25 protein-coding genes are annotated in these 24,666 nt (G+C 71.9%); 5 read left to right on the top strand and 20 right to left on the bottom strand.

Annotation, left to right across the window (positions count from 1 at the left end):
* Positions 1-108 precede the first annotated feature (108 nt).
* Positions 109-1,278 (bottom strand): DUF4190 domain-containing protein, encoded by a 1,170-nt coding sequence (locus tag ACGFYY_RS02415; RefSeq protein ID WP_393706640.1) that lies wholly within the window; start codon positions 1,276-1,278, stop codon positions 109-111.
* Positions 1,279-1,518: 240 nt separating this feature from the next.
* On the opposite strand from ACGFYY_RS02415, the gene ACGFYY_RS02420 reads away from it, so the two are divergent.
* The 3 genes from ACGFYY_RS02420 (at position 1,519) to ACGFYY_RS02430 (ending at position 4,510) form a co-directional block, all read left to right on the top strand.
* Positions 1,519-2,613: a threonine synthase gene (locus tag ACGFYY_RS02420; protein ID WP_365265356.1), complete on the top strand. Its 1,095-nt coding sequence runs from the start codon at positions 1,519-1,521 to the stop codon at positions 2,611-2,613.
* Between the two features lie 89 nt (positions 2,614-2,702).
* On the top strand, positions 2,703-3,521 hold the full coding sequence (locus ACGFYY_RS02425) for an isocitrate lyase/phosphoenolpyruvate mutase family protein (RefSeq protein ID WP_393706641.1): 819 nt from the start codon (positions 2,703-2,705) through the stop codon (positions 3,519-3,521).
* A 44-nt stretch (positions 3,522-3,565) separates the two neighbouring features.
* The gene (locus ACGFYY_RS02430) at positions 3,566-4,510 is read left to right on the top strand and encodes an EamA family transporter (RefSeq protein ID WP_365265352.1); all 945 of its coding nucleotides are present in this window, start codon (positions 3,566-3,568) and stop codon (positions 4,508-4,510) included.
* Between the two features lie 43 nt (positions 4,511-4,553).
* Here ACGFYY_RS02430 and ACGFYY_RS02435 read toward each other — a convergent pair whose 3' ends face one another.
* The 11 genes from ACGFYY_RS02435 to ACGFYY_RS02485 form a co-directional block, all read right to left on the bottom strand.
* Positions 4,554-5,345, bottom strand: a complete 792-nt coding sequence (locus ACGFYY_RS02435; protein WP_393706642.1) for a trypsin-like serine peptidase — start codon at positions 5,343-5,345, stop codon at positions 4,554-4,556.
* Positions 5,342-6,424 carry an alpha/beta hydrolase-fold protein gene (locus tag ACGFYY_RS02440; protein ID WP_365265348.1) on the bottom strand — a complete coding sequence of 361 codons (1,083 nt, stop codon included), beginning with the start codon at positions 6,422-6,424 and terminating at the stop codon, positions 5,342-5,344. Before ACGFYY_RS02440 ends, ACGFYY_RS02435 begins: the two co-directional genes overlap by 4 nt.
* Positions 6,425-6,588: 164 nt before the next feature.
* Complete coding sequence (locus tag ACGFYY_RS02445; RefSeq protein ID WP_393706643.1) at positions 6,589-7,827, bottom strand: alpha/beta hydrolase; 1,239 nt, start codon at positions 7,825-7,827, stop codon at positions 6,589-6,591.
* A gap of 172 nt (positions 7,828-7,999) precedes the next feature.
* Positions 8,000-8,575, bottom strand: coding sequence for a hypothetical protein (locus ACGFYY_RS02450; protein WP_393706644.1), 576 nt, complete (start codon positions 8,573-8,575; stop codon positions 8,000-8,002).
* Between the two features lie 19 nt (positions 8,576-8,594).
* Entirely contained in the window at positions 8,595-8,951 is a 357-nt protein-coding gene (locus ACGFYY_RS02455) for a PadR family transcriptional regulator (RefSeq protein ID WP_393706646.1), read from the bottom strand.
* A gap of 18 nt (positions 8,952-8,969) precedes the next feature.
* The gene (locus ACGFYY_RS02460) at positions 8,970-10,232 is read right to left on the bottom strand and encodes an MFS transporter (RefSeq protein ID WP_393706647.1); all 1,263 of its coding nucleotides are present in this window, start codon (positions 10,230-10,232) and stop codon (positions 8,970-8,972) included.
* Positions 10,232-12,415 carry a DEAD/DEAH box helicase gene (locus ACGFYY_RS02465; protein WP_393706648.1) on the bottom strand — a complete coding sequence of 728 codons (2,184 nt, stop codon included), beginning with the start codon at positions 12,413-12,415 and terminating at the stop codon, positions 10,232-10,234. The genes ACGFYY_RS02460 and ACGFYY_RS02465 overlap by 1 nt, the downstream gene beginning before the upstream one ends.
* Positions 12,416-12,632: 217 nt before the next feature.
* Positions 12,633-13,991: a DUF4407 domain-containing protein gene (locus ACGFYY_RS02470; RefSeq protein ID WP_393706650.1), complete on the bottom strand. Its 1,359-nt coding sequence runs from the start codon at positions 13,989-13,991 to the stop codon at positions 12,633-12,635.
* Positions 13,981-15,723 carry a hypothetical protein gene (locus ACGFYY_RS02475; protein ID WP_393706651.1) on the bottom strand — a complete coding sequence of 581 codons (1,743 nt, stop codon included), beginning with the start codon at positions 15,721-15,723 and terminating at the stop codon, positions 13,981-13,983. The genes ACGFYY_RS02470 and ACGFYY_RS02475 overlap by 11 nt, the downstream gene beginning before the upstream one ends.
* Positions 15,720-17,900, bottom strand: coding sequence for a hypothetical protein (locus tag ACGFYY_RS02480; protein ID WP_393706652.1), 2,181 nt, complete (start codon positions 17,898-17,900; stop codon positions 15,720-15,722). Before ACGFYY_RS02480 ends, ACGFYY_RS02475 begins: the two co-directional genes overlap by 4 nt.
* A gap of 225 nt (positions 17,901-18,125) precedes the next feature.
* On the bottom strand, positions 18,126-18,977 hold the full coding sequence (locus tag ACGFYY_RS02485) for a hypothetical protein (RefSeq protein ID WP_393706653.1): 852 nt from the start codon (positions 18,975-18,977) through the stop codon (positions 18,126-18,128).
* 283 nt (positions 18,978-19,260) lie between these two features.
* Here ACGFYY_RS02485 and ACGFYY_RS02490 point away from each other — a divergent pair, with 283 nt between their 5' ends.
* Positions 19,261-19,821, top strand: coding sequence for a Pycsar system effector family protein (locus ACGFYY_RS02490; RefSeq protein WP_365265330.1), 561 nt, complete (start codon positions 19,261-19,263; stop codon positions 19,819-19,821).
* Here the strand turns inward: ACGFYY_RS02490 and ACGFYY_RS02495 are convergent.
* The 4 genes from ACGFYY_RS02495 to ACGFYY_RS02510 all read right to left on the bottom strand — a co-directional run bounded on the left by ACGFYY_RS02495 (position 19,801) and on the right by ACGFYY_RS02510 (position 21,693).
* A complete protein-coding gene (locus ACGFYY_RS02495) occupies positions 19,801-20,559 on the bottom strand; it encodes a Crp/Fnr family transcriptional regulator (RefSeq protein ID WP_365265328.1) in 759 nt (252 codons plus the stop codon). The genes ACGFYY_RS02490 and ACGFYY_RS02495 overlap by 21 nt on opposite strands.
* A gap of 227 nt (positions 20,560-20,786) precedes the next feature.
* On the bottom strand, positions 20,787-21,041 hold the full coding sequence (locus tag ACGFYY_RS02500; protein WP_393706654.1) for a Txe/YoeB family addiction module toxin: 255 nt from the start codon (positions 21,039-21,041) through the stop codon (positions 20,787-20,789).
* Positions 21,038-21,319, bottom strand: a complete 282-nt coding sequence (locus ACGFYY_RS02505) for a type II toxin-antitoxin system Phd/YefM family antitoxin (protein WP_393706655.1) — start codon at positions 21,317-21,319, stop codon at positions 21,038-21,040. Before ACGFYY_RS02505 ends, ACGFYY_RS02500 begins: the two co-directional genes overlap by 4 nt.
* 122 nt (positions 21,320-21,441) lie before the next feature.
* Complete coding sequence (locus ACGFYY_RS02510; RefSeq protein WP_393706656.1) at positions 21,442-21,693, bottom strand: hypothetical protein; 252 nt, start codon at positions 21,691-21,693, stop codon at positions 21,442-21,444.
* Positions 21,694-22,181: 488 nt separating this feature from the next.
* On the opposite strand from ACGFYY_RS02510, the gene ACGFYY_RS02515 reads away from it, so the two are divergent.
* Positions 22,182-22,370, top strand: coding sequence for a hypothetical protein (locus ACGFYY_RS02515; protein ID WP_365265324.1), 189 nt, complete (start codon positions 22,182-22,184; stop codon positions 22,368-22,370).
* 383 nt (positions 22,371-22,753) lie between these two features.
* On the opposite strand, the gene ACGFYY_RS02520 is transcribed toward ACGFYY_RS02515, so the two are convergent.
* From ACGFYY_RS02520 to ACGFYY_RS02535, 4 genes are all read right to left on the bottom strand, one after another.
* On the bottom strand, positions 22,754-23,209 hold the full coding sequence (locus tag ACGFYY_RS02520) for a hypothetical protein (protein ID WP_393706657.1): 456 nt from the start codon (positions 23,207-23,209) through the stop codon (positions 22,754-22,756).
* Positions 23,210-23,223: 14 nt separating this feature from the next.
* The gene (locus ACGFYY_RS02525) at positions 23,224-23,700 is read right to left on the bottom strand and encodes a restriction endonuclease fold toxin-2 domain-containing protein (protein ID WP_393706658.1); all 477 of its coding nucleotides are present in this window, start codon (positions 23,698-23,700) and stop codon (positions 23,224-23,226) included.
* Between the two features lie 24 nt (positions 23,701-23,724).
* The gene (locus ACGFYY_RS02530; RefSeq protein WP_393706659.1) at positions 23,725-23,883 is read right to left on the bottom strand and encodes a hypothetical protein; all 159 of its coding nucleotides are present in this window, start codon (positions 23,881-23,883) and stop codon (positions 23,725-23,727) included.
* Positions 23,884-24,300: 417 nt separating this feature from the next.
* Positions 24,301-24,555 carry a hypothetical protein gene (locus ACGFYY_RS02535; RefSeq protein WP_393706660.1) on the bottom strand — a complete coding sequence of 85 codons (255 nt, stop codon included), beginning with the start codon at positions 24,553-24,555 and terminating at the stop codon, positions 24,301-24,303.
* Positions 24,556-24,666: the final 111 nt, after the last annotated feature.

Consider the following 24,666-nt stretch of genomic DNA (forward strand, 5'->3'; position numbering starts at 1 on the left):
CTACACCCTGGCAACCGACGGTTGAAAACTGCAAGCAAAGGCCAGAGTTTCACTCGAAGTGATGAAGCCAGGTCCCCAAACCCGTTACCCAGCGTCACTCCGGGAGCGTCACGCCGACTCGGACGAGGGCCCGTCCTCGGACCGACCGTCCGGGTCCCCCAGGTCGCCCTCGCCGTCCTCCAGCCACTGCGGGATCTCCGTCGAAAGCCCGTACGCACCGCGCAGCGCCTGCTCCGTCTCCAGGGACATCGAGGCCAACGCCCGGTCCCACCGCTTGTCGAAGTCCTCCGGCGTCCCGGCCTGGGAGGCGCGCTGCCACTGCGCGCGCGCCGCCTCGATCTCCTTCAGCTGCGCCGCCACGGCCTTCTCCACCCCCGGCCGGGCGGCCTCCCCCTGGAGGAGTTTCGCCTCGGCGCCCAGCACCTCGTCCATCCGGCGCGCCCACGCGCGGTATTCCGGCAGCACGTCCTCCACGTCGCTGTCGGGAGGCCGGCTCATGACGAACTCGACGGAGTTGGCGGCCCGCAGGAAGGCCGCCTGTTCGGGCTTCAGCATCGCGGCGTCCTTGCGCAGACTGCCCCGCCACTCCTCGTCGGTCGTACCGATGACGCAGACCAGTGCCCGGTCCCCCTGGCGCCAGGACTCGCGGGAGGGGGCGTAGTAGAACATCTCCGCGTACTCGGGCAGCGCCCACGTGTCCATCGCGTACTCGTCCTGGGCCTTCCAGCAGGTGTCCTCGGCCGTGCGGTCGGCCGCGCGGGACTCGGGGTCCTCCGCCACCTCCAGCACCTCGGCGGCGGTGACCTCGCCGTGGTGCACCCGCGCGCAGTCGATCCGGTACGTCACGGGCCGCTCGTCGATCAGGTCCCCGCCCGGGACGTTGAAGCAGTCGCCCACCCTCAGGGCGTCGAGGTCCGTGAGTTCGCCTTCGACGTCGACGTACCTGCTCAGCGCGTCGAAGCGGTCGTCGACGGAGCTCAGGAGCCGCTCGGCGGTGAACGCCAGCGCGCCGGTCATCACCACGGACACCACCAGGCCCACGATCGCCAGGACCTTGCCCCGGTCACCCCGCTTCGTGATCTGTACGAGGGCGGCGATGCCGAAGGCGATGCCGAGCGGCGGGAGGCACAACAGCCCCGACAGCAGCGAGGCGAGCGCGAATCCGTTGAGCGCCGGCGGCTGCTGTCCGTAACCGGGCGGCGGGGCCCAGCCCGGGTGCGCGGGCGGCGGGGGCCAGGAGTGGCCCGGTCCGGGCGGAGGACTCGGCGGAATGCTCACGGGGGCGGACTCCATCGCAGGGCGGCATCGTGGGGCGCCGCGCCGCGGAGGGCGCGAACGAATGCGCGAAATAGTACGCAGCACGGCCGCCAGGCGGCTCGGTCGCCCCCGCCCTCGCACACGGCCCGATCGATGCCCGCGGCTCCGGCGCCCGGCACGTGACACGGACCCCTCCGACGATCATCGGCGCGTAACATCCGTGCAGTACACCGGCCATGACCGAGCAGAGGTGTTCCACACATGACGCACGCACTCCCCGGCTACATCTGTTCCGAGGACGGCACCCGCGCGGACGTCCGGACCGCCCCGTGGGCATGCCCGGTCTGCGGCGGCCCATGGGACCTCGATTTCACGCCGGACCCGACCGCGGCCCTGGAACCGGCCGCGGGACCGAACTCGCTGTGGCGGTACGGGTCCGTGCTGCCGCTGCCCGGGGCGTTCTCCGTGTCGCTGGCCGAGGGGCACACCCCGTTGATCCCGCTGGCGGAGCGGATCCACGCCAAACTCGACTTCCTGATGCCCACGCGGTCCTTCAAGGACCGGGGCGCGGTCATGCTGGTGGAGCTCGCCCGGCGGCTCGCGCCGCGGCGGGTGGTGGCGGACAGCAGCGGCAACGCCGGTACGGCGGTGGCCGCGTACTGCGCGCGCGCCGGACTGGACTGCGAGGTCTTCGTGCCCGAGGGCACGCCGGAGAAGAAGACCGCCCGGATGCGGGCGCACGGCGCCGCGGTCCGGGTGATCCCCGGCGGTCGCGAGGCGGCCGCGCAGGCGGCCCGCGCGGCGGCGGACGAGCCCGGCGTCTTCTACGCGAGCCACGTGTTCAACCCGTACTTCCTGCACGGGACCAAGACGTATGTGTACGAGGTGTGGGAGGAGCTGGGCGGCCGGCTCCCGGAGGCCCTGGTGGTCCCCGTGGGCAACGGCACCCTGCTGCTCGGGGCCGCCCTGGCCGTGGAGGAACTGGCCCGGCGCGGGGTCAGGCCGCCGGCCCTGATCGCGGTCCAGGCGGAGGCGGTGGCCCCGCTGGCGCGAGCCTTCGCGGCGGGCGCGGAGGAAGCCGATCCGGTGGCACAGCGGCCGACCCTGGCCGAGGGGATCGCGATCCCGGCTCCGCCGCGCGCCCGTCAGGTCCTGGCGGCGGTCCGCAAGTCCGGCGGCACCGTCCTGACCGTCCCCGACGACCGGCTGGGCGAGGCCCAGCGGGACCTGGCCCGCCGCGGACTGTCGGTGGAGCCGACCGCCGCCGCCTGCTGGGCCGCGGTGGGCCCGTCGGCCCCCGGGGATCCCCTGCAGGGCCGCACCGCCGTGATTCCCCTCTGCGGCGCGGGCGGATAACCGGCGTCGCGTCCGCGTCCCGCTCCACTCCGCACGTCCATGTCGGAATTCCGCGAGCCCGGACGCGCCCGGTCTGATGAACTGGCCCCATGACCACCCATGTTGATCTCGCCGCCCGGGCCGGGGCGTTCGCGGCCCTGCACACCCCCGCCGCCCCGCTCGCCCTCGCCAACGCCTGGGACGTGGCAAGCGCCCGCATCGTCGAGGCCGCCGGTGCCCCCGCCGTCGCCACCACCAGTGCCGGCGTCGCCTGGTCCCTCGGGTCCCCCGACGGGGACGCGCTCGCCCGGGACCGGGCCCTCGACCTCGTCGCCCGCGTGGTCGAGGCCGTCTCCGTGCCCGTCACCGCCGACATCGAGGGCGGCTTCGGCGCCGACCCGGCCGCCGTGGGCGAGACCGTCACCGGGGTCCTCGCCGCCGGCGCGGTCGGCATCAACATCGAGGACGGCCACCGCGACCCGGCCGAGCAGATCGAGCGCCTGGCCGCGGCCCGCGCCGCGGCCGACGCCGCCGGGGTCCCGCTCTACATCAACGCCCGCGTCGACACCTACCTCCGGGGCTTCGGCGAGGACGCGACCCGCCTGGACGACACCCTGGCCCGCGCCGCCGCGTACCTGCGGGCCGGCGCCACCGGTGTCTTCGTGCCCGGCGTCCTCGACCCGACCACCGTCGCCGAGCTGGCCAAGGGCATCGACGCGCCGCTGAACATCCTGCTCGGCCCGGGTGCCCCGACCGTCGCCGCCTTCGGCGCCCTCGGCGTCGCCCGCGTCAGCCTCGGCTCCTGGGTGGCCGAGGCCGCGTACGCCGTGGTGCGCCGCGCCGCCGAGGAGCTGATCTCGGAGGGCACCTACGGGGCGCTCGCGCACTCCCTGCCCTACGGCGAGCTGAACGACCTCCTCAAGGGCTGAGAAACCCGGAAGCGTGCGGGGGCCGACGACCCTAGGATCCGAGCATGAGCACCTCAACTCCGGTCGACGGCAGGGCCGCCGGTTCGGCCACCACCCCCCTCGGCGGGATCTCGGGGGCGGTCTGGGCGGCCCTCGCCCTCGTCTACGTGGTCTGGGGCTCGACCTACCTCGGCATCCGGATCGTCGTCGAGACCATGCCGCCCTTCCTCTCCGCCGGAGCCCGGTTCATCACCGCGGGCCTGCTGCTGGCCGGTGTCGTCGCCGTCCGGTACGGTCCGGGCGCGCTGCGGGCCACCCGCGCGCAGCTCGGCTCGGCGGCCCTGGTCGGCCTGCTGCTGATCCTGGGCGGGAACGGCCTGGTGGTGCTCGCCGAGACCTCGGTGCCCTCGGGCCTCGCCGCGCTGCTGGTGGCGGCGGTGCCGATGTGGGTGGTGCTGCTCCGGGCCGGCACCGGGGACCGGCCCCCGCCGCGCACCCTGGCCGGGGTGCTGGTGGGGCTCGCCGGGCTGGCGGTGCTGACCAGCCCCGGGCTCAGCGGCGCGGTGCGGCTGTCCGGGGTGCTGCTGATCCTGGGGGCCTCGGTCCTGTGGTCGCTGGGCTCGTTCTCGGCGCCCCGGCTCGACCTGCCGGCCAATCCCTTCACGGGCAGCGCCTACCAGATGTTCGCGGGCGGGGTCGCCGCCGTGGTCGTCGGTCTGCTGCGCGGAGAGCACCGCGGCCTGGACCCGGCCGCGTTCTCCACCGCCTCCTGGCTGGCCCTGGGCTATCTGACGGTCGTCGGCTCGCTCGTCGGCTTCACGGCGTACGTGTGGCTGCTCCAGGCCGCTCCGCTGTCGCTGGTGTCCACGTACGCCTACGTCAATCCGGTGGTGGCGGTGGCGCTCGGCACGCTGATCCTCGACGAGGCGCTGACCTGGCCGATCGTGGTCGGCGGTGCGATCGTCGTCGTGGCGGTGGGCGTGATCGTCGGTACCGAGCGCAGGAAGTAGCGGGAGTGGCGGGAGCTTCGGGAGTGGCGGCGCCGGGGCGCGCTCAGCCCCGCGCGGCCTGTTCGTACAGCGCCTTGGCGTGCTCGTCGAAGAGCGCGGCCGTGGAGTCCACGTCCGTGTCCCCGCCGCTCAGCACCCCGATCAGCCGCCCCGCCCGGTGCGGGCCGCCCCGGTCGGCGATCCAGGGGCTGCCGCTGGTCCCCGTCCAGAACCCGGCGCAGCTCATGTAGAGCATGTCGGGGTCGTCCTCGTCGTGGCGGGTCTGGGTGGTGCAGGAGACGGGCTTGTTCTCCGGGTTGTGCTCGGACTCCGGGTAGCCGACGACGGTGACGTCCCGCTCGTACCCCGAGGTCCACTCGGGTTTCGGGGCCTCGGCGCTGCCGCCGACCACATCCTGGATGCTGCGTCCGTCCTCGTCCGGCTCGATGGTGAGGAAGGCGAAGTCGGCGGTGTCCTCACCCCATTTCGTCCAGCGGTCGTCCACGTGGATCGACCTGACCTTCCACACGCCCAGCGGCTGGGTGCCGGCGCCCTCGCCGGAGAAGGCCGGGGCGAAGGAGAGCTCTCCGATGGCCAGGCCGTCGTGGGCCACCTCGCCCGGCTGCCCGTCCTCGCCCGCGGGGGCCACGCAGTGCGCGGCGGTGGCGACGACGTTGCCCTCGGGGCTGTCGACGACGCTCGCCGTGCACCAGTGCTCGCCTCCCGCCATGAGTACTCCGACGGTGGGGAAGGGGAGCACCGGTCGCTCGCCGGGCACCTCGAGGAACGCGAGGGCGAACACCGCCACGATCCCCGCCGCGGCCGCCGCCGACGCCCCCTTCACCACCGTGCTCATCGCACGACGGGATCGGGTGTCGGCGCCTTCATCACCTTGCTGATCCACTCCAGGGAGCCCTCCCTCATACCGCGCACGTAAGACTTTCCGTTGTGCTCACCATCCTGGATCACCTGGAGCGAAGTGTGCACGGGGCCCTTGCCGAAGTCGTTCATGAACTTCTCCGCCTTGTCGCGACCGCTCTCCGCGGTGCCGATCTGGAAGTTGATGTAGACGTCCGGGCCGCCCGCCGCGATCAGCTTCGCGGCGAGCTTCTCCGGGTTGTCGGCGTCCATGGCCTGCTGGTTCCCCTGCCACAGCGGGGAGTCGGGGACGATGTCGACCCCGCTCGCGATGGCCGCCTTGAACCGGTCGGGGTACTTGAGGACGTGCTTGAAGGCGCCGAATCCGCCCGCGGAGGAGCCCATGTAGGCCCAGCCGTCACGGGAGGTGAAGGTGCGGAAATTGGCCTTCGTGAAATCCGGGATGTCTTCGACCATCCAGGTGCCCATCTTGGGCTGGCCGGGGATGTCCGAGGCGTCGAAGTGGTGCTTGGTGTCGGCGTTGTGCACCGGCATGATCAGGATGAAGGGCAGGCTGGTGCCGGCCTTGACCCCGTCGCTCACGGCCTTCTGGAGGCCGAGGCCGGGACCCGTACCCCAGTAGTTGGTCGGGTAGCCGCGGCCGCCGGGCAGGGAGATCAGGACCGGGAAGCCGCTCTTGGCGTACCGCGGGTCGTCGTACTCCTTGGGCACCCACACCCACACGTCACCCGTGAAGCCGGACTTCTTGCCGGTGAGGGTGGTGCGGCCGATCTGGGTGCCGTCCGGCAGCCGGGACGTACGGATGAACGAGGCCTTCGGCCCGGTCGGCATCCGCACCTCGGGCGGCACGTCCGCGACGGCGCCGGCCTTCTCATGGGTCTTGCCGAAGGCGACCGGATCCCCTATGTCCGAGAAGAGCCCGAATTGATACGCCGCCGCTCCGGCCCCGGCGAGGGTGAGCGCGAGCCCGCCGCTGATGAGGATCATGCGCAGGCGATGGGGGCGGCGGCGGCCCTCGGTCACAGGGCCGCCGTCGCCTTGCTGGTCTTGCTGCACGGTTGTTGTCCCGTTCCTTCTCCGGCGCCCGGTCAGAGGCGCGGGTCGGACCGATCGGTCCCCCTTACACCCTTTACAGAGGTATGAACGACGGGATGGGTTGCCTGGGACGGGGGTGACGTGGCGAGCGCCACGCGGTCGGTCGGGACGCGGGTCCGGGCCGGTCAGCCGGCTTCGGGCTTCGGCCCCTTCAGGACCTTGCTGACCCACTCCAGGGAGCCTTCCTTCATGCCCCGGACGTAGTGCCAGCCGTTGTGCTCACCGTTCTGGATGTCGCGGATGGTCGTCTTGACCGGTCCCTTGCCGTACTGCTGCTGGAACCTCGTCATCCGCTCCTTCCCGCTCTCCTTGGTGCCGATCTGGAAGTTGATGTAGACCTCGGGTCCCTTGGTGTCGATCAACTTCTGGGCGAGCTTCTCCGGGTTGTTCGCGTCCATCTCCGCCTGGTGGCCCTTCCACAGCGGGGAGTCCGGAACGATCTCGCCGCCGCTGGCGATCACGGCCTTGAACCGGTCCGGGTACTGCAGGACGGTCTTCATGCCGACGAAGGCGCCGGAGGAGGAGCCCATGAAGGCCCAGCCGTCACGGGACTTGTAGGTACGGAAGTTGGCCCGGGCGAAGTCCGGGACGTCCTCGGCGATCCACGTGCCCATCTTGGCCTGGCCGGGGATGTCGGAGCCGTCGTAGTAGTACTTGGCGTCCGGGTTGAGCACCGGCATGATCACGACGAACGGCAGGCTGGTGCCGGCCTTGACCCCGTCGCTGACGGCCTTCTGGAGGCCGAGGCTGCGGTCGGCCCAGTAGTTGTCCGGGAAGCCGTTGCCGCCGGGGAGCGCGATGAGGACCGGGAAGCCGCTCCTGGCGTACTTCGGGTCGTCGTACTCCTTGGGCGCCCACACCCATACGTCGCCCTCGAAGCCGGACTTCGCGCCGGCGAGGCGGGTCTTGGCGATGATCGTGCCGTCGTCGAGCTTGGTGGTCTGTTTGAAGCCGGACCTGGGCCCGGCCGGCATGAGCACATCCGGGTCGCCGGAGGGCGTGGCGGCGGTCGCCGGGGCGCTCGGGTCCGCCGTGCCCGTGGCCGGGGGCGGGGTGCTCTTCCCGAAGCTCACGTCCTCGCCGTTGCCGGAGAACAGGTCGAGCTTCCAGGTGGCGAACCCACCGCCGCCGAGCAGGAGCGCGAGGGCGACGCCCGCGCCGACCCCTACGCGGCGCCGGGAGCGCCTCGGCTCAGGTATCCGGGCGGTGGCGGGCCGCTCCCCGTACGACGGCCGGTACCGGGGCTGCTGCGGCGGGCCCGGGTAGCCGGGGAAGTCCTGGGGGCCCTGGTACTGCTCCTCGGGCGGGTACTCCTGGTACGACGGCTGGTCATCGGGCCGCGGGCGCTGCGGGTACTGGTGCACGGACTTCGCTCCGAACGGTCATGACTGCCCCGAGGGCAGAACGGCTGTACATCCCCTGGAGGCGATCCGGCCCGACCACCGACAAGGCACCCCCTGGTTCTGATGTACGAAACCCCCGCGGAGTTCCCGGAGCGAGCAACATCACCCCGGGCCGCCGCCCGGCCGGGCGTCTTCACGCAGGTCGCGGGGAGTCACGCCGGGCGTTCCGGCGGGCCCGCACGTCGGCGTGGATGTACGGCAGCGCGGGCAGCACCAGGATCGGTACGGCCCACAGCGGGAGCCTGAACAGCACCCCCTCGCCGGTCAGCCACTTGACGAGGAGCAGCACGGGCAGGCCGACGACGAGGGAGATCAGCGACTGCTGGTACATGCGCAGGGCGCCTCGGCGCAGCTCCCAGGCGATGGTGACCGCGCCGATGGCCACCCAGAAGGCGAGGTGATCGGCCCGCACGTCCATCGCGGTGGTCCGGTGGAACAGGAACGTGAGGAGCGTCAGGCAGCCGAGGACGTAGCAGGCCATGGCCGTCGTGCGCAGGGCCCGGTGGGCGAAGGGCGCGCGCTCGCGCGCCCAGGCCGCGGCGAAGGCCCGTACGTCCGGGCCGACGACGTCCCGCCCGGTGCGCCCGGCGGCCTCCGCGTCCTCCAGGTGCGCGGAGAGCTCGTCGAGCATCTCCCGCATGTCCGCCTCGGCGACGCCGCGGTACGCCCAGTTGCTGCGGCAGGCCGCGAGTATCTGCTCGTTCGTCATGGTGCGGTTCCCCCGTGGATCACGTACCGGCGTTCAGGATCCGGCCGACGGGCCCGGCGAAGGACTGCCAGCCGGCCCGCCCCCCGGCCAGCTCGGCGCGCCCGGCGTCGGTCAGTCGGTAGTACTTGCGCGGGGCGCCGCCGCTGGGGGACGGGGCACGGTACGAGGAGATGAGCCCCGCCCGCTCCATCCGCGCGAGCAGCGGATAGACACTGCCGTCGCTGACGAGGTCGAGCCCGCCGTCGGCGAGCGCCTGGGCGAACTCGAAGCCGTACCTGGGCTGTTCGGCGATCAGGGACAGCAGGCAGAGGTCGAGCACTCCGCGCAGGAGCTGGCTGCGCCGTTGGTCGGCGGTCGCGGCCGGCTCCTTTGTCATGCGGTACAAGATAGCCATCTACTGCCTTGCGTCACAAGACAGTTGCCTTGTGCGCGGCAGCAGCAGCGGGGTGGCCAGGAGCAGGACTCCGGCGGCCGCGATCGCGGTGCGGGGACCGGTGACGACGGCCAGCAGGCCCCACCCGGCGGTCAGGGCCGCGATGGTGACGCTGCTGCTGATCGCCCAGGCGGCCTGGGTACGGGCGAGCCGGTCGGAGGCGACATGGGTGAGCCGGTAGGTGGCGAGCACCGGATTGAACAGGCCGCAGCAGGCCACCAGGCCGAACTGGACGGTGATGACGAGCGCCATCCCGGGGATGCCGGCCGGGACGAACGCCAGCCCGAGCGGCCAGCACGCGCGCAGCGCTCCGGCGGTGCGGAGCACCCGGTGCCGCCCGTACCGGTCCACGAGCCGGGGTGCGAGGCGTGAGCCGACGAGGCCGCCGACACAGGGCAGCGCGAAGACCAGACCGTACTGCCAGGGCGCGAACCCGAGACCGCGCAGCAGGAGCAGGGCGAGCAGCGGCTCGGAGGCCATGATCAGGCCGTTGACGGCGATCGCGTTGAGGAACAGCGGGCGCAGCACCGGGTGGGCGAGGATGTGGCGCCACCCTTCGAGCAGGTCGCCCGCGCGCAGCCGCGGCGGCCCGGCCGCCCGCTCGGGGCTCGGTTCCGTCCCGCCCACGGACCGGATGCCCAGCGCCGAGAGCAGGTAGCTGACCGCGTCGGCGACGACGGTCACCACCGGGCCGAACATCCCGATCAGGGCCCCGCCGAGCGGTGGCCCGACCATGGTCGCGGTCCATGTCGTCGACTCGAACCGGCTGTTCGCGACGAGCAGGTCCGCCGCCGGCACGAGCGTCTTCAGATAGGCGCCGGCGGCCGCCTTGAAGGCGATGTCGGCCGCGGCGACGACGACCGACACGAGCAGGAGCTGGGCGAACCCGAGCCACCCCAGCGCGAACGCGACGGGGACGCTGAGCAGCGCGGCGAACCGGGTCAGGTCCGCCCCCACCATGACCGGCCCCTTGCGGCGCGGCTCCACCCACGGCCCGAGCGGCACCGCCAGCACGGCCCCCAGCACCCGCCCCGCCGCGGCCAGCGCCGCCACCTGGGCCGGTCCGGAGTCCAGGACGAGGATCGCCATCAACGGGAACGCGCCGAAGCCGAGCGAGCTGCCGAAAGCGCTGACGGCGTACGCCGCCCACACCCTCCCGAACCGCCGCCCGAGCCCCCGCTCCCGGCGCTCACCGCACGCCGCGCCCGCCTCCGCCGCCTCCATCAGGACCGCCCGCAGGCCGTTCCCAGGCGGGCCTGCTCCTCCTCGACGATCCGGCGGGCCATCGCGACGTCCGACACGTCGACCGCGTCCGGCGTGGACTCGGCGACGGCGCTGCGCCGCGCGTACGCGTCGAAGAGGCGGGTCTTGTTCTTCAGCATCCGCACCATCCGCTCGTCCACCCCGCGGGTGGCCAGCAGCCGGTGCACCCGGACCGGACGCACCTGCCCCATCCGGTGGGCCCGTGCCACCGCCTGGTTCTCGACGGTCGGCTTGACCTGGGGCTCGCAGATGATCACGACGGAGGCGGCCTGCATGTTGAGCCCCACGCCGGCCGCCTCGATCTGCGCCACCAGCACGGCGTGTCCGGGCGCGGCGGCGAACGCGTCCACCACCTGCTGACGGCGGGCGGGCGGCACGCTCCCCGAGAGGGGCCCGAACACCCGGCCCCCGCCGGGACCCGGGCCGGGTCCCGGGCCGGCCTCCAGTGAGTCCTTCACCACCGCCAGGACGTCCCGGAAGGCGGAGAACACCACCACCTTCAGCCCGTTCTCGGCGGCGTCCTCGACGATCTCGCGCAGCCGGTCCAGCTTCGCCGACCTCTCGGGGTGGGCGTACGCCGCCCGGCGCATCGCCATGAAGTTGCCGGAGCGCACGGCCTCGCGGTAGGCGGCCTCGTCGGAGGGGCTCAGCTCCTCCCACTCGTCCGTGTGCTGGAGCGCGGGCAGTTCGGTCAGCACGTCCTGCTGGTTGCGGCGCAGGTAGACCGGGGCGACGGCCTTCCGGAAGGCCGGGGAGCCGGCCACGCCGTCCCGGTCCCCGACGGCCGCGGCCAGCTCGGGTCGGAGGATCTGTACGAGGCTGCGGAACTCGCACACGCGGTTCTCCATGGGCGTCCCGGTCATGAACAGGACGCGGTCGCAGCGTCCGGACCATTCGGTGACGGCCTGGGCTCGCCGGGTCAGCGGGTTCTTCACGTAGTGCGCCTCGTCGACGACCAGCATCCCGATCTCGCCGCCGCCGGGCGTGGGGAATCCGCGCAGGGCGTCGAAGGTGGTGACCGCGACCCCGCCCCGGCCCTTCCAGTCGGCGAACGCCTCCTGCCGGTCGGGGCCGTGCAGGCACATCACGCGCAGCGTGCTGCGGGCCTCGATCTCCCGCGTCCAGTTGATCAGGACGCCGGCCGGGCAGACGACCACGAAGTGGCTCTGGCCTTCGGCGGCGAGGTGGGACAGGGCGGCGATGGCCTGGATGGTCTTGCCGAGCCCCATCTCGTCCCCGAGGATCACCTTGCGCTGGGCCAGCGCGAAACGCGCCCCGAAGGACTGGTAGCCGCGCAACGACACCCTGCGGTGGGTGTCGTCGAGCTGTTGGCGGCGGACCCGCTCGGCGACCTCGTCGGGCAGGAAGCCTTCGGCGGCGGCCGCGTCGGGGCCGCGGCCGGAGATCTCCGCGAGGAGGCTGTAGTACTCGGCGGACCGCAGTTCGAAGTCGACCCAGGCCGCCACCTCGGTCGACGGGCCGCGCAGCAGGTCCACCGAAGCCTGTGCGAGCAGCTGAGGCACCCCGCCCTGCGCCGCTTCCTCGGTCAGGGCGCGGACCTCGGCGACGGCCCCGAGGGCCCGGTCCCGCTTGGCCCGGCCCGCCAGCAGCATCCGCAGCCGACCGGCTGCCGGTCCGGCCTCGGCGAGCGGCGGACCGAGGCGCTCCGCGAGCACCACGGCCGCGTCCAGGGCGCGCTGCGCGTCGGGGCCGGCCTCCACCAGTACGTGCAGCGCCAGGACGAGCGCGGTGGTACGGGGCTCCGGCCGGTCCACGTCGATGTGGACGGCGACGGCCTCCCGGACGGCGTCGGAGATCTGGCGTGCCGCGGCGACGACCTGGTCGGCGGTCCGCTGCCCGACACCGGGGATCTGCCGCAGCCGGTAGGACCCGGCGTCGAGCACCTGCCCGACCGAGCGCAGCCCGCTGCGCTCGACCTCCCCGAGCCTCAGCCGGCCCTCGGTGACCTCCTTCAGCCGGGCCACGGGGATGGCCTCCAGTGCCTGCTCCGCCGCTTCGTCGTGGATCGGCCGCAGAGCCGCCCGCACCGCGTCGACGGCCTGCCGGTGGTCACCGACCACAGCCCGCGCGGCCTCGTACAGCCGTTCACCCCGGGCGACCGTCTCCCGCTCCCTGCGCCCCATCCGGCCCCGGCCCCTCTCTTCGTGTCCCCCCGCATACTGCCACCGCAGCCCCGAAGGCGACGCCGCGCGGGCCGGACCCCGTCCGGGCCGATACCCCGCTGACCTGCGCGTTCACCGGTCCGACGCAACGCTCGCCCCATGACCGGCCCGTCGACGCGACGATGACCGGTCCCCCGCGACCGCCGGGGCGGGCGGGGCGACCGGTCACCGTCGTGCGTCATTCGCCCAGGAGTCGGGCGGTGCGGGCGTCGAGCTCCTCGCGCACCATGCGGGCGTGCTCGGTGCGCGCCTTGTAGTGGTCGTACCCCAGCCGGGCCTTGTCCTCCTCGGCCCACACCTCGGCCGCGTACCGCCGGACCTCGTGGTCGATGGCGTCGACCCGGCGCTGCGCCTCCAGGTCCTCCAGGTGGGTCCGCTTGTTGGCCTCGCGCCGCTCGGCCAGCCGGCGGTCGTACTCGGACGGGCCGCTCATCAGCTTGGCGAGCACCGGCATGGCGTCGACCAGCAGCAGCACGGCGTGCAGCAGGAACATCATGAAGAGCGCGAAGCCGTCGGACCAGGCCACCGTGGACAGGGCATCGGCGCGCATCATCAGCCCGTCGTGCTGCTGCGACGTCTGCCGCTCGGCGACCTTGGCGTCGATCGCCTTCTTGACGTCCACGCGGTAGGCGGTGCCGGTGTCGATCAACGCCTCGGACAGGACGTTGCCCTTGGCGACGAGTTCGGCGCGCTTCGCCTCGTACTCGGCGATCTTGCTCGTCGCCTTGTACGCGCTGGTGTCGGCGCGGGCGCGCTCACAGGTCTCGGTGGTGTCCCAGCCGTTGCCGCGCCGGATCCAGCGGTCCTTGGCGCACTCGCGGCGCTCGTCCGCCAGTTTCTGGCCGAGGGTGCCGTTGTAGGCGTTGATCTGCTCGTCGAGTCGGCCGGTGGCTGCGGTGTTGTCGGCGATGTCCGCCTTGATCGAGGCCGGCGCGCCCGGCACCGTCAGGTGGAAGTCGTCGCACTCGCCGCGGCCGGTCGTGTCCTGGCCGTCGAGAGGATTGCAGGCGGTGAGGTCGCCCCGGAAGTCGGCGAGGTCGCGCTCCCGGTCGACCGCCATCTCCTGACGTATCTCCCGGTCGAAGACCTGGAGCGTCAGGGGCTCGGCGATGGTGAGGCCGAGGACCAAGGAGAGGAACAGCCGGGGCACCAGCATGCGTGCCGCCCGACCGCCGGTGTAGCCGTGGGTGCTGGACACCAGCCAGCTGTCCAGGGCCAGCACGATCCACGCCCACACCACGCCGACGAGGATCGCCACCGCCCCCGGCGTGCCCTCGCGGATCGTGGAGATCGCCATGGCCATGGAGGCACCGGCGAGCAGCGCCGTGTTGAGGACGATGGCCCCGTACCACGTGTAGCGGGCGCGCTCGGCGCGCTCGCGGTCGAGGATCTCCTCGCGGACGCCGATCAGCCGGCGCAGGAACACGGCGGGGCCGCAGCCGCCCCAGGGGCGGTACGAGCGGTGGGCGGTACGTGTGTCGGCCGCCCAGGCTTCGTACTCCTCCTCGGGCGGGCGGACGGGGGTGTCAGCGGCCACGCTCCTCCCTCCCCGCTTCACCGAGGTCGTCGTCGGCGATCAGGGGACGGCGCGCGGAACCGGCTCCGTCGTCGTCGCCCGCGCCGTCGCGGTCCCGGTCGGCGCCGGCGTCTCGGCCGGCCCGATCGGTAGCCCTGCCGCCCTCGCCGTACCGGTCGTTCGCGTACCGGTCGTTCCCGTACCGGTCGTTCCCGTAGGGGTCGTCACGTCGGCCGTCGCCCGGGTCGTACTCCCGCCCGTACCCGTCCTTCCCGTACGGGGCCTCCGCGTCGTACGAACGGCGCCGGCGCCCGTCGGCACGGTCCCGGGACGCGGCGCCGTCGCCCTCCTTCAGCTGCGGAGTGTCGGCGGCGCCGGCCACCTGCGCGGCGGCGGACGGGTCCTGGTCGAGCAGGCTCTGCCCGGTGCTGAGGCGCTCCACGAAGGCACGGGCGTCGATCGGCGCGTTGTCGAGGAGGCCACGGTTGATCATCTGGCGGCCCAGCTCCTGGTTGATGCTGTCGCGCCGGTCGGCCCGGTGCCGCCGCTCGGCCCGGTCGGCCAGCGCGTCCTCGCGCTGCTCCCCGCGCTGCCGCAGCCGGTCGTCGCGATCCGCGGCCCGCTGCTCGCGCTGCTCCTCTCGGGCGGCGTCGAGCGCGGCGCGCTGGTCCTGGCGGTCGACCTCGCGATGCCGGTCCTCGCGCTCCAGGCTGTAGCGCAGGTCCTCCCGCTCGGCCTGGCGCCGCCGTTCGGCGTTCTCCCAGTGGCGCTCCTCGTCCTCGCGCTGCCGCTCGCGCCGCAGCCGGTCGCTCTCACGCTGGCGTTCGGCCAGCTCGGAGTAGCCGATCTCGCCCCGGCGCTGGGCGAGGATGTCGGTGTTGGCCGGGTCGGTGCCGAAGTCCTCCAGGTCCTTGAGCGCCTCGACCCGCTCGAACTCGTAGTCCTTGCGCTTGAGGTTGTGGGTGTAGTGCTGGTCCTCGGCGTCGGTCCGCCGGGTGTACGAGCGCCGGAGGTCGTCCAACTCCTGCTGGTGCCGCATTTCGAGCGACGTGCGCTCGGCCTGCATCGCCTTGCGTTCCTTCTCGCGCTCGTGCTCCATCTGCTCGCGCTCGCGACGCACGGCCTCCTTCACGCGGTCGTGCTCGCGTTCGCGCCGCTCCTCGTCGGCACGGCGCCGCTGGTCGGCGAACTCCTGCGGGGTGAGGACCGTCAGGTAGGGGTCGCCGACGGAGAGCCCGGTGATCCGCGGCGGTTCCATCTCCAGGTAGGAGATCAGGCGCGCGGTCAGCCGTCGGGACACCTCCTTTCCGTCCTCCAGCGGCCATTCCTGGGTGACGTCGGTGAGCCCGGGCAGCGACCGGAGATAGCCGAGCAGCCGCGACTCCACATCGACGACGCCCTCACGGACGACGGCCACGGGATCGGTGACGGTGCAGTGGAAGGCGACCTGGAGGGTGAAGCCGTCGGTCTCGGCGGACGGCACCTCGGTGCTGACGGTGACGGGCACGGCGGTACCGCAGTTGACGACGGTGACCGAGCCGGCGTTCAGGACGGTCTCGTCGCCGGGCCCGCGGACGCCGTGGTCGGTGAGGTACTGGTCGCCGGTGCGGTACACGAGGACCTCGTGGGCGGCGACGCGGGGCAGCTCGTCGTACGAGCGGGTCGGCTGGTTCCAGAAGCGGCGACCGGTGCGGGGCGCGGGGGCCAGCACGCGCTCCTCGACCAAGGGATAGCTCTTGCGGATCGTGGTCATCGTGGGTGGGTGTCCTTCGCACTGTTCAAGGCGCCGAGCAGGGTCGCGACACAGTCGGGACCCGTGGCGCGAGTGGGACGGGAGACCGCGAGTCGGCCCAACTCGCTTTTCAGCAAGGGGTGCTCGACCTGCGGAAGCGCGGCGGCGAGGGCGTGACCGAGTCGCGCGGCCGCAGCGGTGGGGTCGGAGGTCACGGCGGGCAGGCCACGGGCCGCGACGAGGAGGGCGGACAGGGCGTTGCGGCGCAGCGGCCGGTAGCAGAGGATCGCCGCCCACAACTCGGCGACGATGTCGGTGTCTTCGGGCCGGTCGGCGAGGTGGCGCGCGACGGCGGGGCGGCCCGAGAGCCGCTCGGTGGCGGTGAAGACCCAGTGGGTGGTTTCGAGGACCAGCAGGCCGGTCGCCGAGTAGGCGGCGGACCGGGTGCGCCGTTCCTTCCGGATCCGGAACGCCAGGGCGTCGAGGACGATGCCGGCGTCCTCCTGGCAGTCGACGAGCGTCAGGAACAGCTGCGCCCAGGCCCGCAGACCGTGTTCGCGTTCGGCCCGCTTCTCCAGGGCGCCGCTGCGCAGCACCGCCCAGAGCCATTTCACCGCGTCGGTGGGGAAGGTGACGCCGAGTTGGCCGCTGAAGGCGATCAGCGCGGTGCCCCGCAGGGTGGGGTGGAGGGACTGGGCCCAGGTGCGGGCCAGCGTGAGCGCGGCGGCCGCCTGGGTCTCCTCCAGGCACATGTACCAGAGCACGTACACCGCGAGGGTCTGCCCGGTCTCGCCGCTCTCCCCGCGCGCCCACGGGTCGAGGTAGCTCTGCACGACCTCGTCGAAGGCGATGTGCCCGAGCAGGGTGAGGCCGGAGGCGATGGAGAGCTGGAGGGCCGGGTCGGGGTCGGCGTCGACGAGCGCGTCCAGCCAGTGCCGGACCGCGTCCCAGTACTCGGTGGGGTGATCGCGCCACAGTGCCTGCAGCACCCACCGGCGCAGCTCGGCGTCGGCGAAGACCATGACCTCGCGGGTGGTCGCTCCGTAGACCTGCATCTCGGTGGTGATCAGGGCGTTGCGGGAGAGCGAGCGGCGCCGGTCCACCGGGCGGGCGCGGCGGCGCTGCCGCGGGTCCTGGCCGTCGGGGGCGGCGCCGGCCTGCCCCGTGGCGTCGAGGGCCGCGGCGCCGTCGGCGGGATCGGCCTCGGGCGTGAAGTAGACGGGTTGGAGGAGCCGTTCGAGGAGGTCCTGCAGCGACTCGAAGGCGCGCCGTCCGATGCCGGGGGCGAACGCGAGGGTGGTGACCTCGGCGATCTCGCGCAGGCTCCGCTCCTCCTCGGCACCGAACCACTCCTGGACCGCCTGCGGCGCCCTGCCGCTGTGCTCCTTCCACGCCTGGTCGGGGTCGGCGCCCGCCGCGATCCGCTGCGCCGCCTCGGCGACGACGGCGATGGGGCAGCGGGGCGGGATGCCGGAGACGGCCCGGTCGACGATCTCCCGCGGCAGGCGGGCCTGGACCAGCCGGGCCCGGACCACCTTGTCCAGGACCGGGGGCCGCCACGGCAGATGGCGTACGGCCTCGGGCGCGCGCCCGACCACGCCGTGCACGGTGGTGATCACCAGGTGGGCGCGGTGGCGGCGCAGCTGGTCGCGTACGCGGCGCCAGTCGAAGTCGGAGGACGGACCGGCGGCGTCCGCGGCGGCCCCGGCGGCCCCGGCGGACCCTGTGCCTCCGGCGCCTCCCGCGGTGCCTGCGGTTCCGGTGCGGTCGAGGACGACGTAGCCCACGCCCTCGTCGAAGGTGCGCTCCGCGAGCTGGTCGAGGCCGATGTCGGGCGAGAGCACCACGTAGTCGGCGGAGGGTCCCACCGTCTCCCGGAGCAGGGCGACCGCGCCGGAGCGCTTGCCCGTGCCCTGGGGGCCGGTCAGGACGACGATGCCGGTACGGGTCAGTTCACGGGCCGCGTCGTCGAAGCAGTCGGGGCGGATGTAGGAGCGCAGCAGCGTGTCGATCTCGTCGCCGTCGAGGAGGCCGGTGGCGCGGGCCCGCCCGGGCCGCTCGGCGGTGGCGATGCCGAAGTGGGCGCGGCCGTGGTACTGCGGGCCGTAGAAGTTGTTGTAGACGCGGTAGTCGCCGTCGGTGGAATCGGCGCCGGCCTCGGCCCCGGGATTCGCTCCGGAATTCGCTCCGGAATTCACTCGTGAGGGTGACGGGGGCGTGGGTGTCGACGGGTCCGGGGAGGGAGTCGGGTCCGCGGTCGTGGGCGGCTCGGGGGCGGGACGGGGACCGGCGATGCCGTTCGCCTCCTCGCCTGACTGCCGGGGTTCGCCGGACACGCCGTTCCCTTCCCCACCACTTGCGTGATCCTCCGTGGGCCGATCCGTGGATCTCACGTGTGCACCCCGTCTCCCCGTCCGTTCAACTCACTTGGAGATGCCGAAGACGACGTTCCCGTTGAAGACGGTTCCGTGCAGATTGTTGGTGACGGAGTCGCCCCCACCCGCGCCGCCCGACGCCGAACCGGAACCTGAATCGGAATCTGAACCGGAGTTCGAGGCAGATCCTGGAGCAGAGGGGGTGTCGGACCTGCCACCGGGGGTGTGCTCAGAGATCGAATCGACTTCGGAACCAGATGCGGAACCGGATACGGAATCGGAAGCGGAATCGCTGAGGTCGAGTGTGTGGACGTCGTACCCCGACACCCACAACCAGGCCCGACCCCGGTACTCCTTCTTCTCGACGACGACCTCGCGGAACTCCTCCGGCCGGAAGTTGGTGTACCCCTGGGCGACGAGTTCCGTGAAGATCGGCGCGGTCAACGCGACGGCGAGCGCGGCCTCCGGGGCCGCGGCGAGGGCCCGGCGCAGGGGGTCGCTCTCCAGGATGCGGGAGACCTCGACGGGGCCGGGGCCCACGAACCCGTTGGGGCCCTCGGAGGCCGGACCGAAGTGCACGGCGGCGCGCAGCGCGAGCCGCGCGGCGGGTACCCGGTCGCGGTTGTACGCCCGTAGCCCGGCGTCCAGTCGGCGCATGAACGGCTCGACCAGCGCCTGCTCGCCGGAACCGGCCGGGAGTACGGCGAACTCGGAGTCCCCGGCGACCTGCCGCATCCACGAGGCCCGGTCGAGCCCGGCCGCCTCCGCGGCGTCGGCGAGCAGCCGGGGCAACACTGTCTGGATATCGCGCTGTCGCGCGGTGTCCGCGCTGCCGTAACCACGCGCGTCGACGGCGAGCAGCAGCCGCCTGTCGAACACGCCCATCGCACCTACGGACATCCCGTCCTCCTCGTCCGTGCCATCGGGAGGCACAGCATGCCGCACCTCCAACTCACTCGCGAATCAGCAGAGTTACGAGGTGCAAAGCGATGCGGCATGCCGCTCCCGGACCGTTGACCACCGTGGAGCGCCGGTCGCCCTGCCAGTCGTACACCGGATCCGGCCACCCGCACCCCGTGGAAATACGGGTTCTCGCGAAGTCGGCCGATCCCGTAGAAGTGCCTGGTCCGCCCGGCGGGCCCGCGGCTCAATGGAAGTTCGGACGAGCCCTGTTGGAGGTACCGTGACGACCACCCCGCCCGCCGCGCCCATGGCGGCGCCCACGCCGGCCGGGGGTGGGCCCGGGCCCACCTCGCGCACGATGCTGACCGTCCTGCAGACGACGCATCAGCACGCCGACGCCAAGGCCGGCATCCTCTCCGCCGTGCAGGCGGCGCTCGTGGGGACGGCGGGCACGTGGAGCGAGGCGGCGTTCGACGGCTGGCGGCGCGGCGGCCCGCTCGGCGTTCTGGCGGGGGTACTGCTGACCCTCTTCGCCTGCGGCCTCTTCGGCGGCGCGGCCTCGCTCGCGCTGGCGCTCCGGCCGCGCGTGTGGCGGCCGACCGGCACCAACGGCTACAGCTTCGTCCGGCTCGCCGCCGCCTCGGATCCGTCACCGTCGGCCACCGGCATCACCGCGGGCGCGGCCACCGCCGAGGACGAGCGGCAGTTGGCCGCGGTGGTCCGTTTCCTCTCCGACGTGGCCCTGCGCAAGTACCGCTGCGTGACGGCCGCCGTGGTGTGCACCGCGGTGATGGGGGCCACCGCCGGTCTCTGCCTGCTGCTACGGCCGCTGCTCGGCTGATCCCCGGGGCCGGCGCGGGGCGGGCGGCACCACGGGCTCGGCGAGTTCGGCGACCCGGGCGAGCCGGGCGAGGTCGTGCACGGTGGTGGTGCGGTAGCCGGTGCCCAGCAGCCCCTCGTCCCGCAGCTCGCGCAACCCCTTGTGCACGGTGGTCTCCGCGGCGCCGGTGAGCGCGGCGAGTTCGGGCTGGGTGAGTTGGAAGCCGATCACATGACCCCCGCCCGCCTCGGGACGCCCGTAGGCCATGGCGAGCTCCACCAGGAGCCGCGCGAGGCGCACCTTGACCGGATAACCACGGAACTCGAGCCGCCGCCGGTTGGCCCAGCGCAGCCGGTCGGCGACGATCCGGGTCAGCGCCATCGCCACCTCGGGCCGCCGCACCATGAGCCCGTGCAGGGCCCCGGGTCCGATGACGCGCGCCCGTAGCGGTCCGCAGGCCACCACACCGGCCGACCGCGGCGCCCCGTCGAGCGCGGCCATCTCGCCCACGCTGTCTCCGCCGACCCGAACGGCGAGCAGCGACTCCTGCCCGTTCTCGACGGTCGCGGTGACCTTGGCGAAGCCGCTGAGGATCACGTACAGATGCCGATCGGTGGCGCCCTCGGTGAGCAGCACACCACCGGAGTCCAGCGTCAGCTCCGGCCCGAGCCCGAGTAATTCCGTCCGCGCGGGAGCGGACAGCACCCCGAGCAGACTCCGCCCCGGCCACTGCCACCGCGCGTCCGACCCCACGTCCACCCGTCCGCCCTCCACCCTTCGCACCCGAGGCCGCCCAGGCTAGGGGATCCCCCGGCCCGCGCCCTTCGGTCGTCCGGGGGATCGCGGCCCCGAGGGGTGACCGAAAGGTCAGCAGCGGAACGCGGAAGGGGTCGGACTCCACGGAATCCGACCCCTTCCGTCATCTCGGAGCGGTCTCTCCCAGCACCATCGCAGCACGGGAGCAGCACCCAGCACCGCCTGAGTGGTCAGTAGTGGTATCGAGCCGCGAGGATGACGATCTCCTCGTCCGTCACCAAGTAGACGAGGCGGTGCTCGTCGTCGATCCGCCGCGACCACGCGCCAGGCAGGTGGAACTTCAATGGTTCGGGCTTGCCGATCCCTGAGAACGGATCACGCCTGACGTCCTCGATGAGCTTGTTGATCCGGGCGAGCATCTTGCGGTCGTTCTTGAGCCAGGAGGTGTAGTCCTCCCAGCCCTGATCCTCGAAGACAAGCCTCACGCGGCACCCGCACCCGCGTCCGCCGAGTCCGGATCGATCAGCTCGCGCTCCGACACGTCGATGTGGGCCAGGGCGTTCTCATACGCCTTGAGCAGCCGGCGGGCGTTCGCCGGAGAGCGCAGCAGGTACGAGCCCTCGCGCAGCGCCGCGTAGTCCTCAGCCGAGACGAGTACAGCGTTGCCGTGCTTCGAGACGATCTCGATGGCCTCGTGGTTCTCGTTGACCTTCTTGATCAGCGGAAAGAGCGCCTTGCGGGCTTCGCTCGCGGTGATGGACATGGTCTGACCTCTCCCCTCAAGTGGTACCTGATAACGTACCACTGCCCACGCCTCTCGCGCAGGGTGAACCAACCAGGAGGACGTCGCATCGAGAGACTCGTCCAGCAGCTCGACGGCGACTCCTACACGCCCACGCGGAACTGATCCACATCGGATCCGCCGCCACCCCCGCCATCCTCGACGCCCTCCCGTCCCTCGGGAGCTTCGGACAACTCCCGCTGGGCGCTTCTACAGGGCTCCGCCCCGGCGAGCTCTTCGGCCTCCAGCTCCGGCACGTGGACCTGCTGCACGCGACCGTCTCGGTCGAGCAGCAGATCCGGCAGACGACCAAGCACGGCGAGTCGGTGAAGACCGCCTCCGAGCGCCTCGGCCACACCGATGCGGCCATGACGCCGAACATCTACACCCACCGTGGCCCGATTCCGAGGTGCGAACCCGGGCCGCGGTCGCCAAGGCGCACGCGGAACAACTCGCGGGCATCCGTTCGGCCGGCTGACTCGCCCCTCGCCGAGGCCTACTTCAGTAGGCCCCCTGGCGGCGCCGTCGGGGAACCCCTGACGCGGGAAGCCCAACACCCCCTCCGCACGCGGAAATTACCCCCGCTTCTTGAGAGCGGCCGTGCTACTCTCGCATCGGTTCTCCGCCGACAAACGGAGAGTTGGGCAAGCGTTTCCCTGTGGGTCCGAGGCAGCCGTACACATCCGTGCGGAGCAACGACAGCAGGCAGCCATCGTCAATCGGGTGCGAGTCGGCCGCACCCGAGTTGATCACTGCTGTTGTCATGCCAACAGGGGTGGTCGGGCTCGGCTGCCTCGATGGCATCGGACTGGCCACCCCTTCCTATGGAAGGGAAACGGACTCCTTGACCGTCAAGATTCTCTGCGTGGCCGTCGTTCTGCTGCTCGCCTCCCTTGCCGCCCTGATCTGCGGGAACGTGCTCCTCGCTCTCGGGGCGACGAAGCTCGCGGCGATAGGTAGCGGCGGTGGCGCCTTCCTCGGCGTCAGCGGCCTCGGAATGCTGATCCTGAGCTACCTCCTACCGGCATCTTGATCGGGCCGAAGGGCCGCGCCGGGCCGTGATGGCCGGGCGCGGCCCCGGCCGCACCGACACCACTCGTCTCATCGGCTCTGCTCGTCGGCACCACAGCGAACGGCGGCCCACAACGGCGATCAGCGGTGCAACCGCTCCCCCCACGCGGCGGACCCGCCCAGCACGCTGCGGACCCTGCGTGGACCGCAAGGCCACCCAACCCGCTCCGTCGCAGGTCGGACGGCCTTCGTCGAACGTATTACACGGTGAAGCGGAATGTCTGCGGCCCGATCCTGACCTGCGGCGGAGTCCCACGCAGGGCCCTGACCTGGGATTTCCCCGTTGGCATGCGTTGGCTCTCGACGGCCATGTACGGGTCTCCTGCGGACTCGCTGCGTACTGGCCTACAGGCCCTCGATGGAGTCGAGGTGCCTGCGGAGCTCCGCAGTGATGTCTTCGTCTCCGCCCTCGGCCGGCAGTGGCCACGGGTCCTGCTCGCCGTTCGCCACGGCGAGGCTGCTCGCGAACCAGACGAGGTGCGGTGCGGGAGCGAAGGAGTCCCGGAGCCACCGGGCGAAGACAGCGGCCTCACCGGCGGTCACGTCGGTCAGGGTGATGTAGGCATAGTCGGGCTTCGGCATTGACGCCGTCCCATCGATCCACACGTCCGGCGCCAGCTCGATCTCGAAGTCGAGTACGGGGACGCTGTGGATCCCTGAGACCCGATACTCCACGGTGGGCTCGGGGAATGCCTCCCTCAGAGCCCTCTCCAGGGACTCGGCAGTGGCACGCCATGCTCCGCCGTCACCCTGGGGCGGGTAGAAGGCGAAATTGGTGCGGATATTCCGTTCAGTGGGCACGGTCTTCCTCTGTCTCACGGCACGTATCGCGTCGAGCCCGGCGTACCCGACATCGCCATCATGGACTGCCAGTAGGCAGCGTTGTCCTTGCCGTTCGTGACGATCTCCAGTCCCCGTATCTCGCTGTTCGCGGGGTTCTCCATGGCTTGCTTGTACCGAACGAGCTCCTTCTCGTCACCGGCGTACATGGAGTCGATGACGGGATCCCAAGCGATCTTTCCCTGCGAGTCCACCTTGACCGGTTTGGTCGAAGTCTCTTCCAAGCGGTCAAGCGATCGGAAGCTCTTCTTCTTGCAGTCGGGATCGCGAACGTGCTTCGCCTCGACGAGGTACCCGTCAACGGGCCGTATGCCGTCCACCATTAGTCCACGGTTCTTGCCGGCCAGTGGCACCTTCCGCTCCGGGTACCCGGAAGTGCGCAGCTGGTACGCGTTGTCCGGATCGCTCGGGCCTCCGCCGCCGGCGAAGCCGCCAGGCGTGAGCGAGTTCATCCACGTGCGAAATTGCTGCTGCTCCTAGCCGTTGGCTCCGAACATGGGAGTGTCCCAGGGCATGTCCACTTCGAACAGGTCGCTCTTGTGTTCCCGGATCCTCGCCTTGGCGGCTTCCACGTGATCGGCGTACCGATGGCATGCCTTTGCCAGCTGGGAGCAGGCGGCGACCAGGTTCGTCACCAGGGGTTCGTCTTGCTGCGCCCTTGCCGGCGGGCAGGTAAGACCGACAGAGTGCTTGAAGTACGACTGGAAGGCATCTGCCGCCTCCCCGGAGTGCGCTTTGCCGGCAGTCGATGCATAGGTTCTGGGCGTCTTCCAGGAAGCGCTGCAGGAGGGAGCCCGCGTGCTGCCAGGACTTGGCGACGTCGCGGATCTTCTCCGGTGAGCCCCGGAACCGGTCACTACGCCCCGCCGGCGCGTACTGGTCGTACCAAGCAGTTTCGCCCACCACTTCGGGGAGCCCCTGCCCGAGGCCGAGATAGGTCTCCGTGCAGTCGGCACCCGGGTCACCCATGCCCACGGCGAGGTCGACCTGCTTGCCCAGGAACGCCGACACCTGCCGGCTCTCCGCGGCCATGAATTCACGGGCATTGCGCATCAGACCACGACTCGTGGCCCCGAAGATGTAAGAGCTGAACCCATCTTGTCCAGCGCCGTGGACGCCGCGGGCACGTAGACCTTCGCGAACGAGCGGCCCGCATCGTCATCTCCGGCCATCCCATGCTGCCGCGCCAGCTCGTGGCCCAGCGCGATGGCGGTATCCCGAGCCCCACGCATCGACTCGATCAGCCCCATGGATCCGCGGATCATGCCCTCCGCGATGAACTCCAATTCAGGCGCAAGCCCGCTCATGACGCCCTCCCCACTGCAGACGTGAACGATCAAGCTCACGCACGAATACAGCAACGTCTGCGCGAGATTGCGCCTAGAGTCGAATGATCGTCGAGGAGGTCTCCCCGGTTC

The organism is Streptomyces sp. NPDC048331, from assembly GCF_043201215.1.
Taxonomy (GTDB): Bacteria; Actinomycetota; Actinomycetes; order Streptomycetales; family Streptomycetaceae; genus Streptomyces.

What these genes read in the sequence shown, in the direction of transcription:
- ACGFYY_RS02420 (WP_365265356.1), top strand. Translation starts at nt 1,519, where the DNA reads ATGACGCACGCACTCCCCGGCTACATCTGTTCCGAGGACGGCACCCGC.
- ACGFYY_RS02425 (WP_393706641.1), top strand. Translation starts at nt 2,703, where the DNA reads ATGACCACCCATGTTGATCTCGCCGCCCGGGCCGGGGCGTTCGCGGCC.
- ACGFYY_RS02430 (WP_365265352.1), top strand. Translation starts at nt 3,566, where the DNA reads ATGAGCACCTCAACTCCGGTCGACGGCAGGGCCGCCGGTTCGGCCACC.
- ACGFYY_RS02435 (WP_393706642.1), bottom strand. Translation starts at nt 5,345, where the DNA reads ATGAGCACGGTGGTGAAGGGGGCGTCGGCGGCGGCCGCGGCGGGGATC.
- ACGFYY_RS02450 (WP_393706644.1), bottom strand. Translation starts at nt 8,575, where the DNA reads ATGACGAACGAGCAGATACTCGCGGCCTGCCGCAGCAACTGGGCGTAC.
- ACGFYY_RS02455 (WP_393706646.1), bottom strand. Translation starts at nt 8,951, where the DNA reads ATGACAAAGGAGCCGGCCGCGACCGCCGACCAACGGCGCAGCCAGCTC.
- ACGFYY_RS02460 (WP_393706647.1), bottom strand. Translation starts at nt 10,232, where the DNA reads ATGGAGGCGGCGGAGGCGGGCGCGGCGTGCGGTGAGCGCCGGGAGCGG.
- ACGFYY_RS02465 (WP_393706648.1), bottom strand. Translation starts at nt 12,415, where the DNA reads ATGGGGCGCAGGGAGCGGGAGACGGTCGCCCGGGGTGAACGGCTGTAC.
- ACGFYY_RS02475 (WP_393706651.1), bottom strand. Translation starts at nt 15,723, where the DNA reads ATGACCACGATCCGCAAGAGCTATCCCTTGGTCGAGGAGCGCGTGCTG.
- ACGFYY_RS02485 (WP_393706653.1), bottom strand. Translation starts at nt 18,977, where the DNA reads ATGTCCGTAGGTGCGATGGGCGTGTTCGACAGGCGGCTGCTGCTCGCC.
- ACGFYY_RS02505 (WP_393706655.1), bottom strand. Translation starts at nt 21,319, where the DNA reads ATGTCCATCACCGCGAGCGAAGCCCGCAAGGCGCTCTTTCCGCTGATC.
- ACGFYY_RS02525 (WP_393706658.1), bottom strand. Translation starts at nt 23,700, where the DNA reads ATGAACTCGCTCACGCCTGGCGGCTTCGCCGGCGGCGGAGGCCCGAGC.
- ACGFYY_RS02535 (WP_393706660.1), bottom strand. Translation starts at nt 24,555, where the DNA reads ATGAGCGGGCTTGCGCCTGAATTGGAGTTCATCGCGGAGGGCATGATC.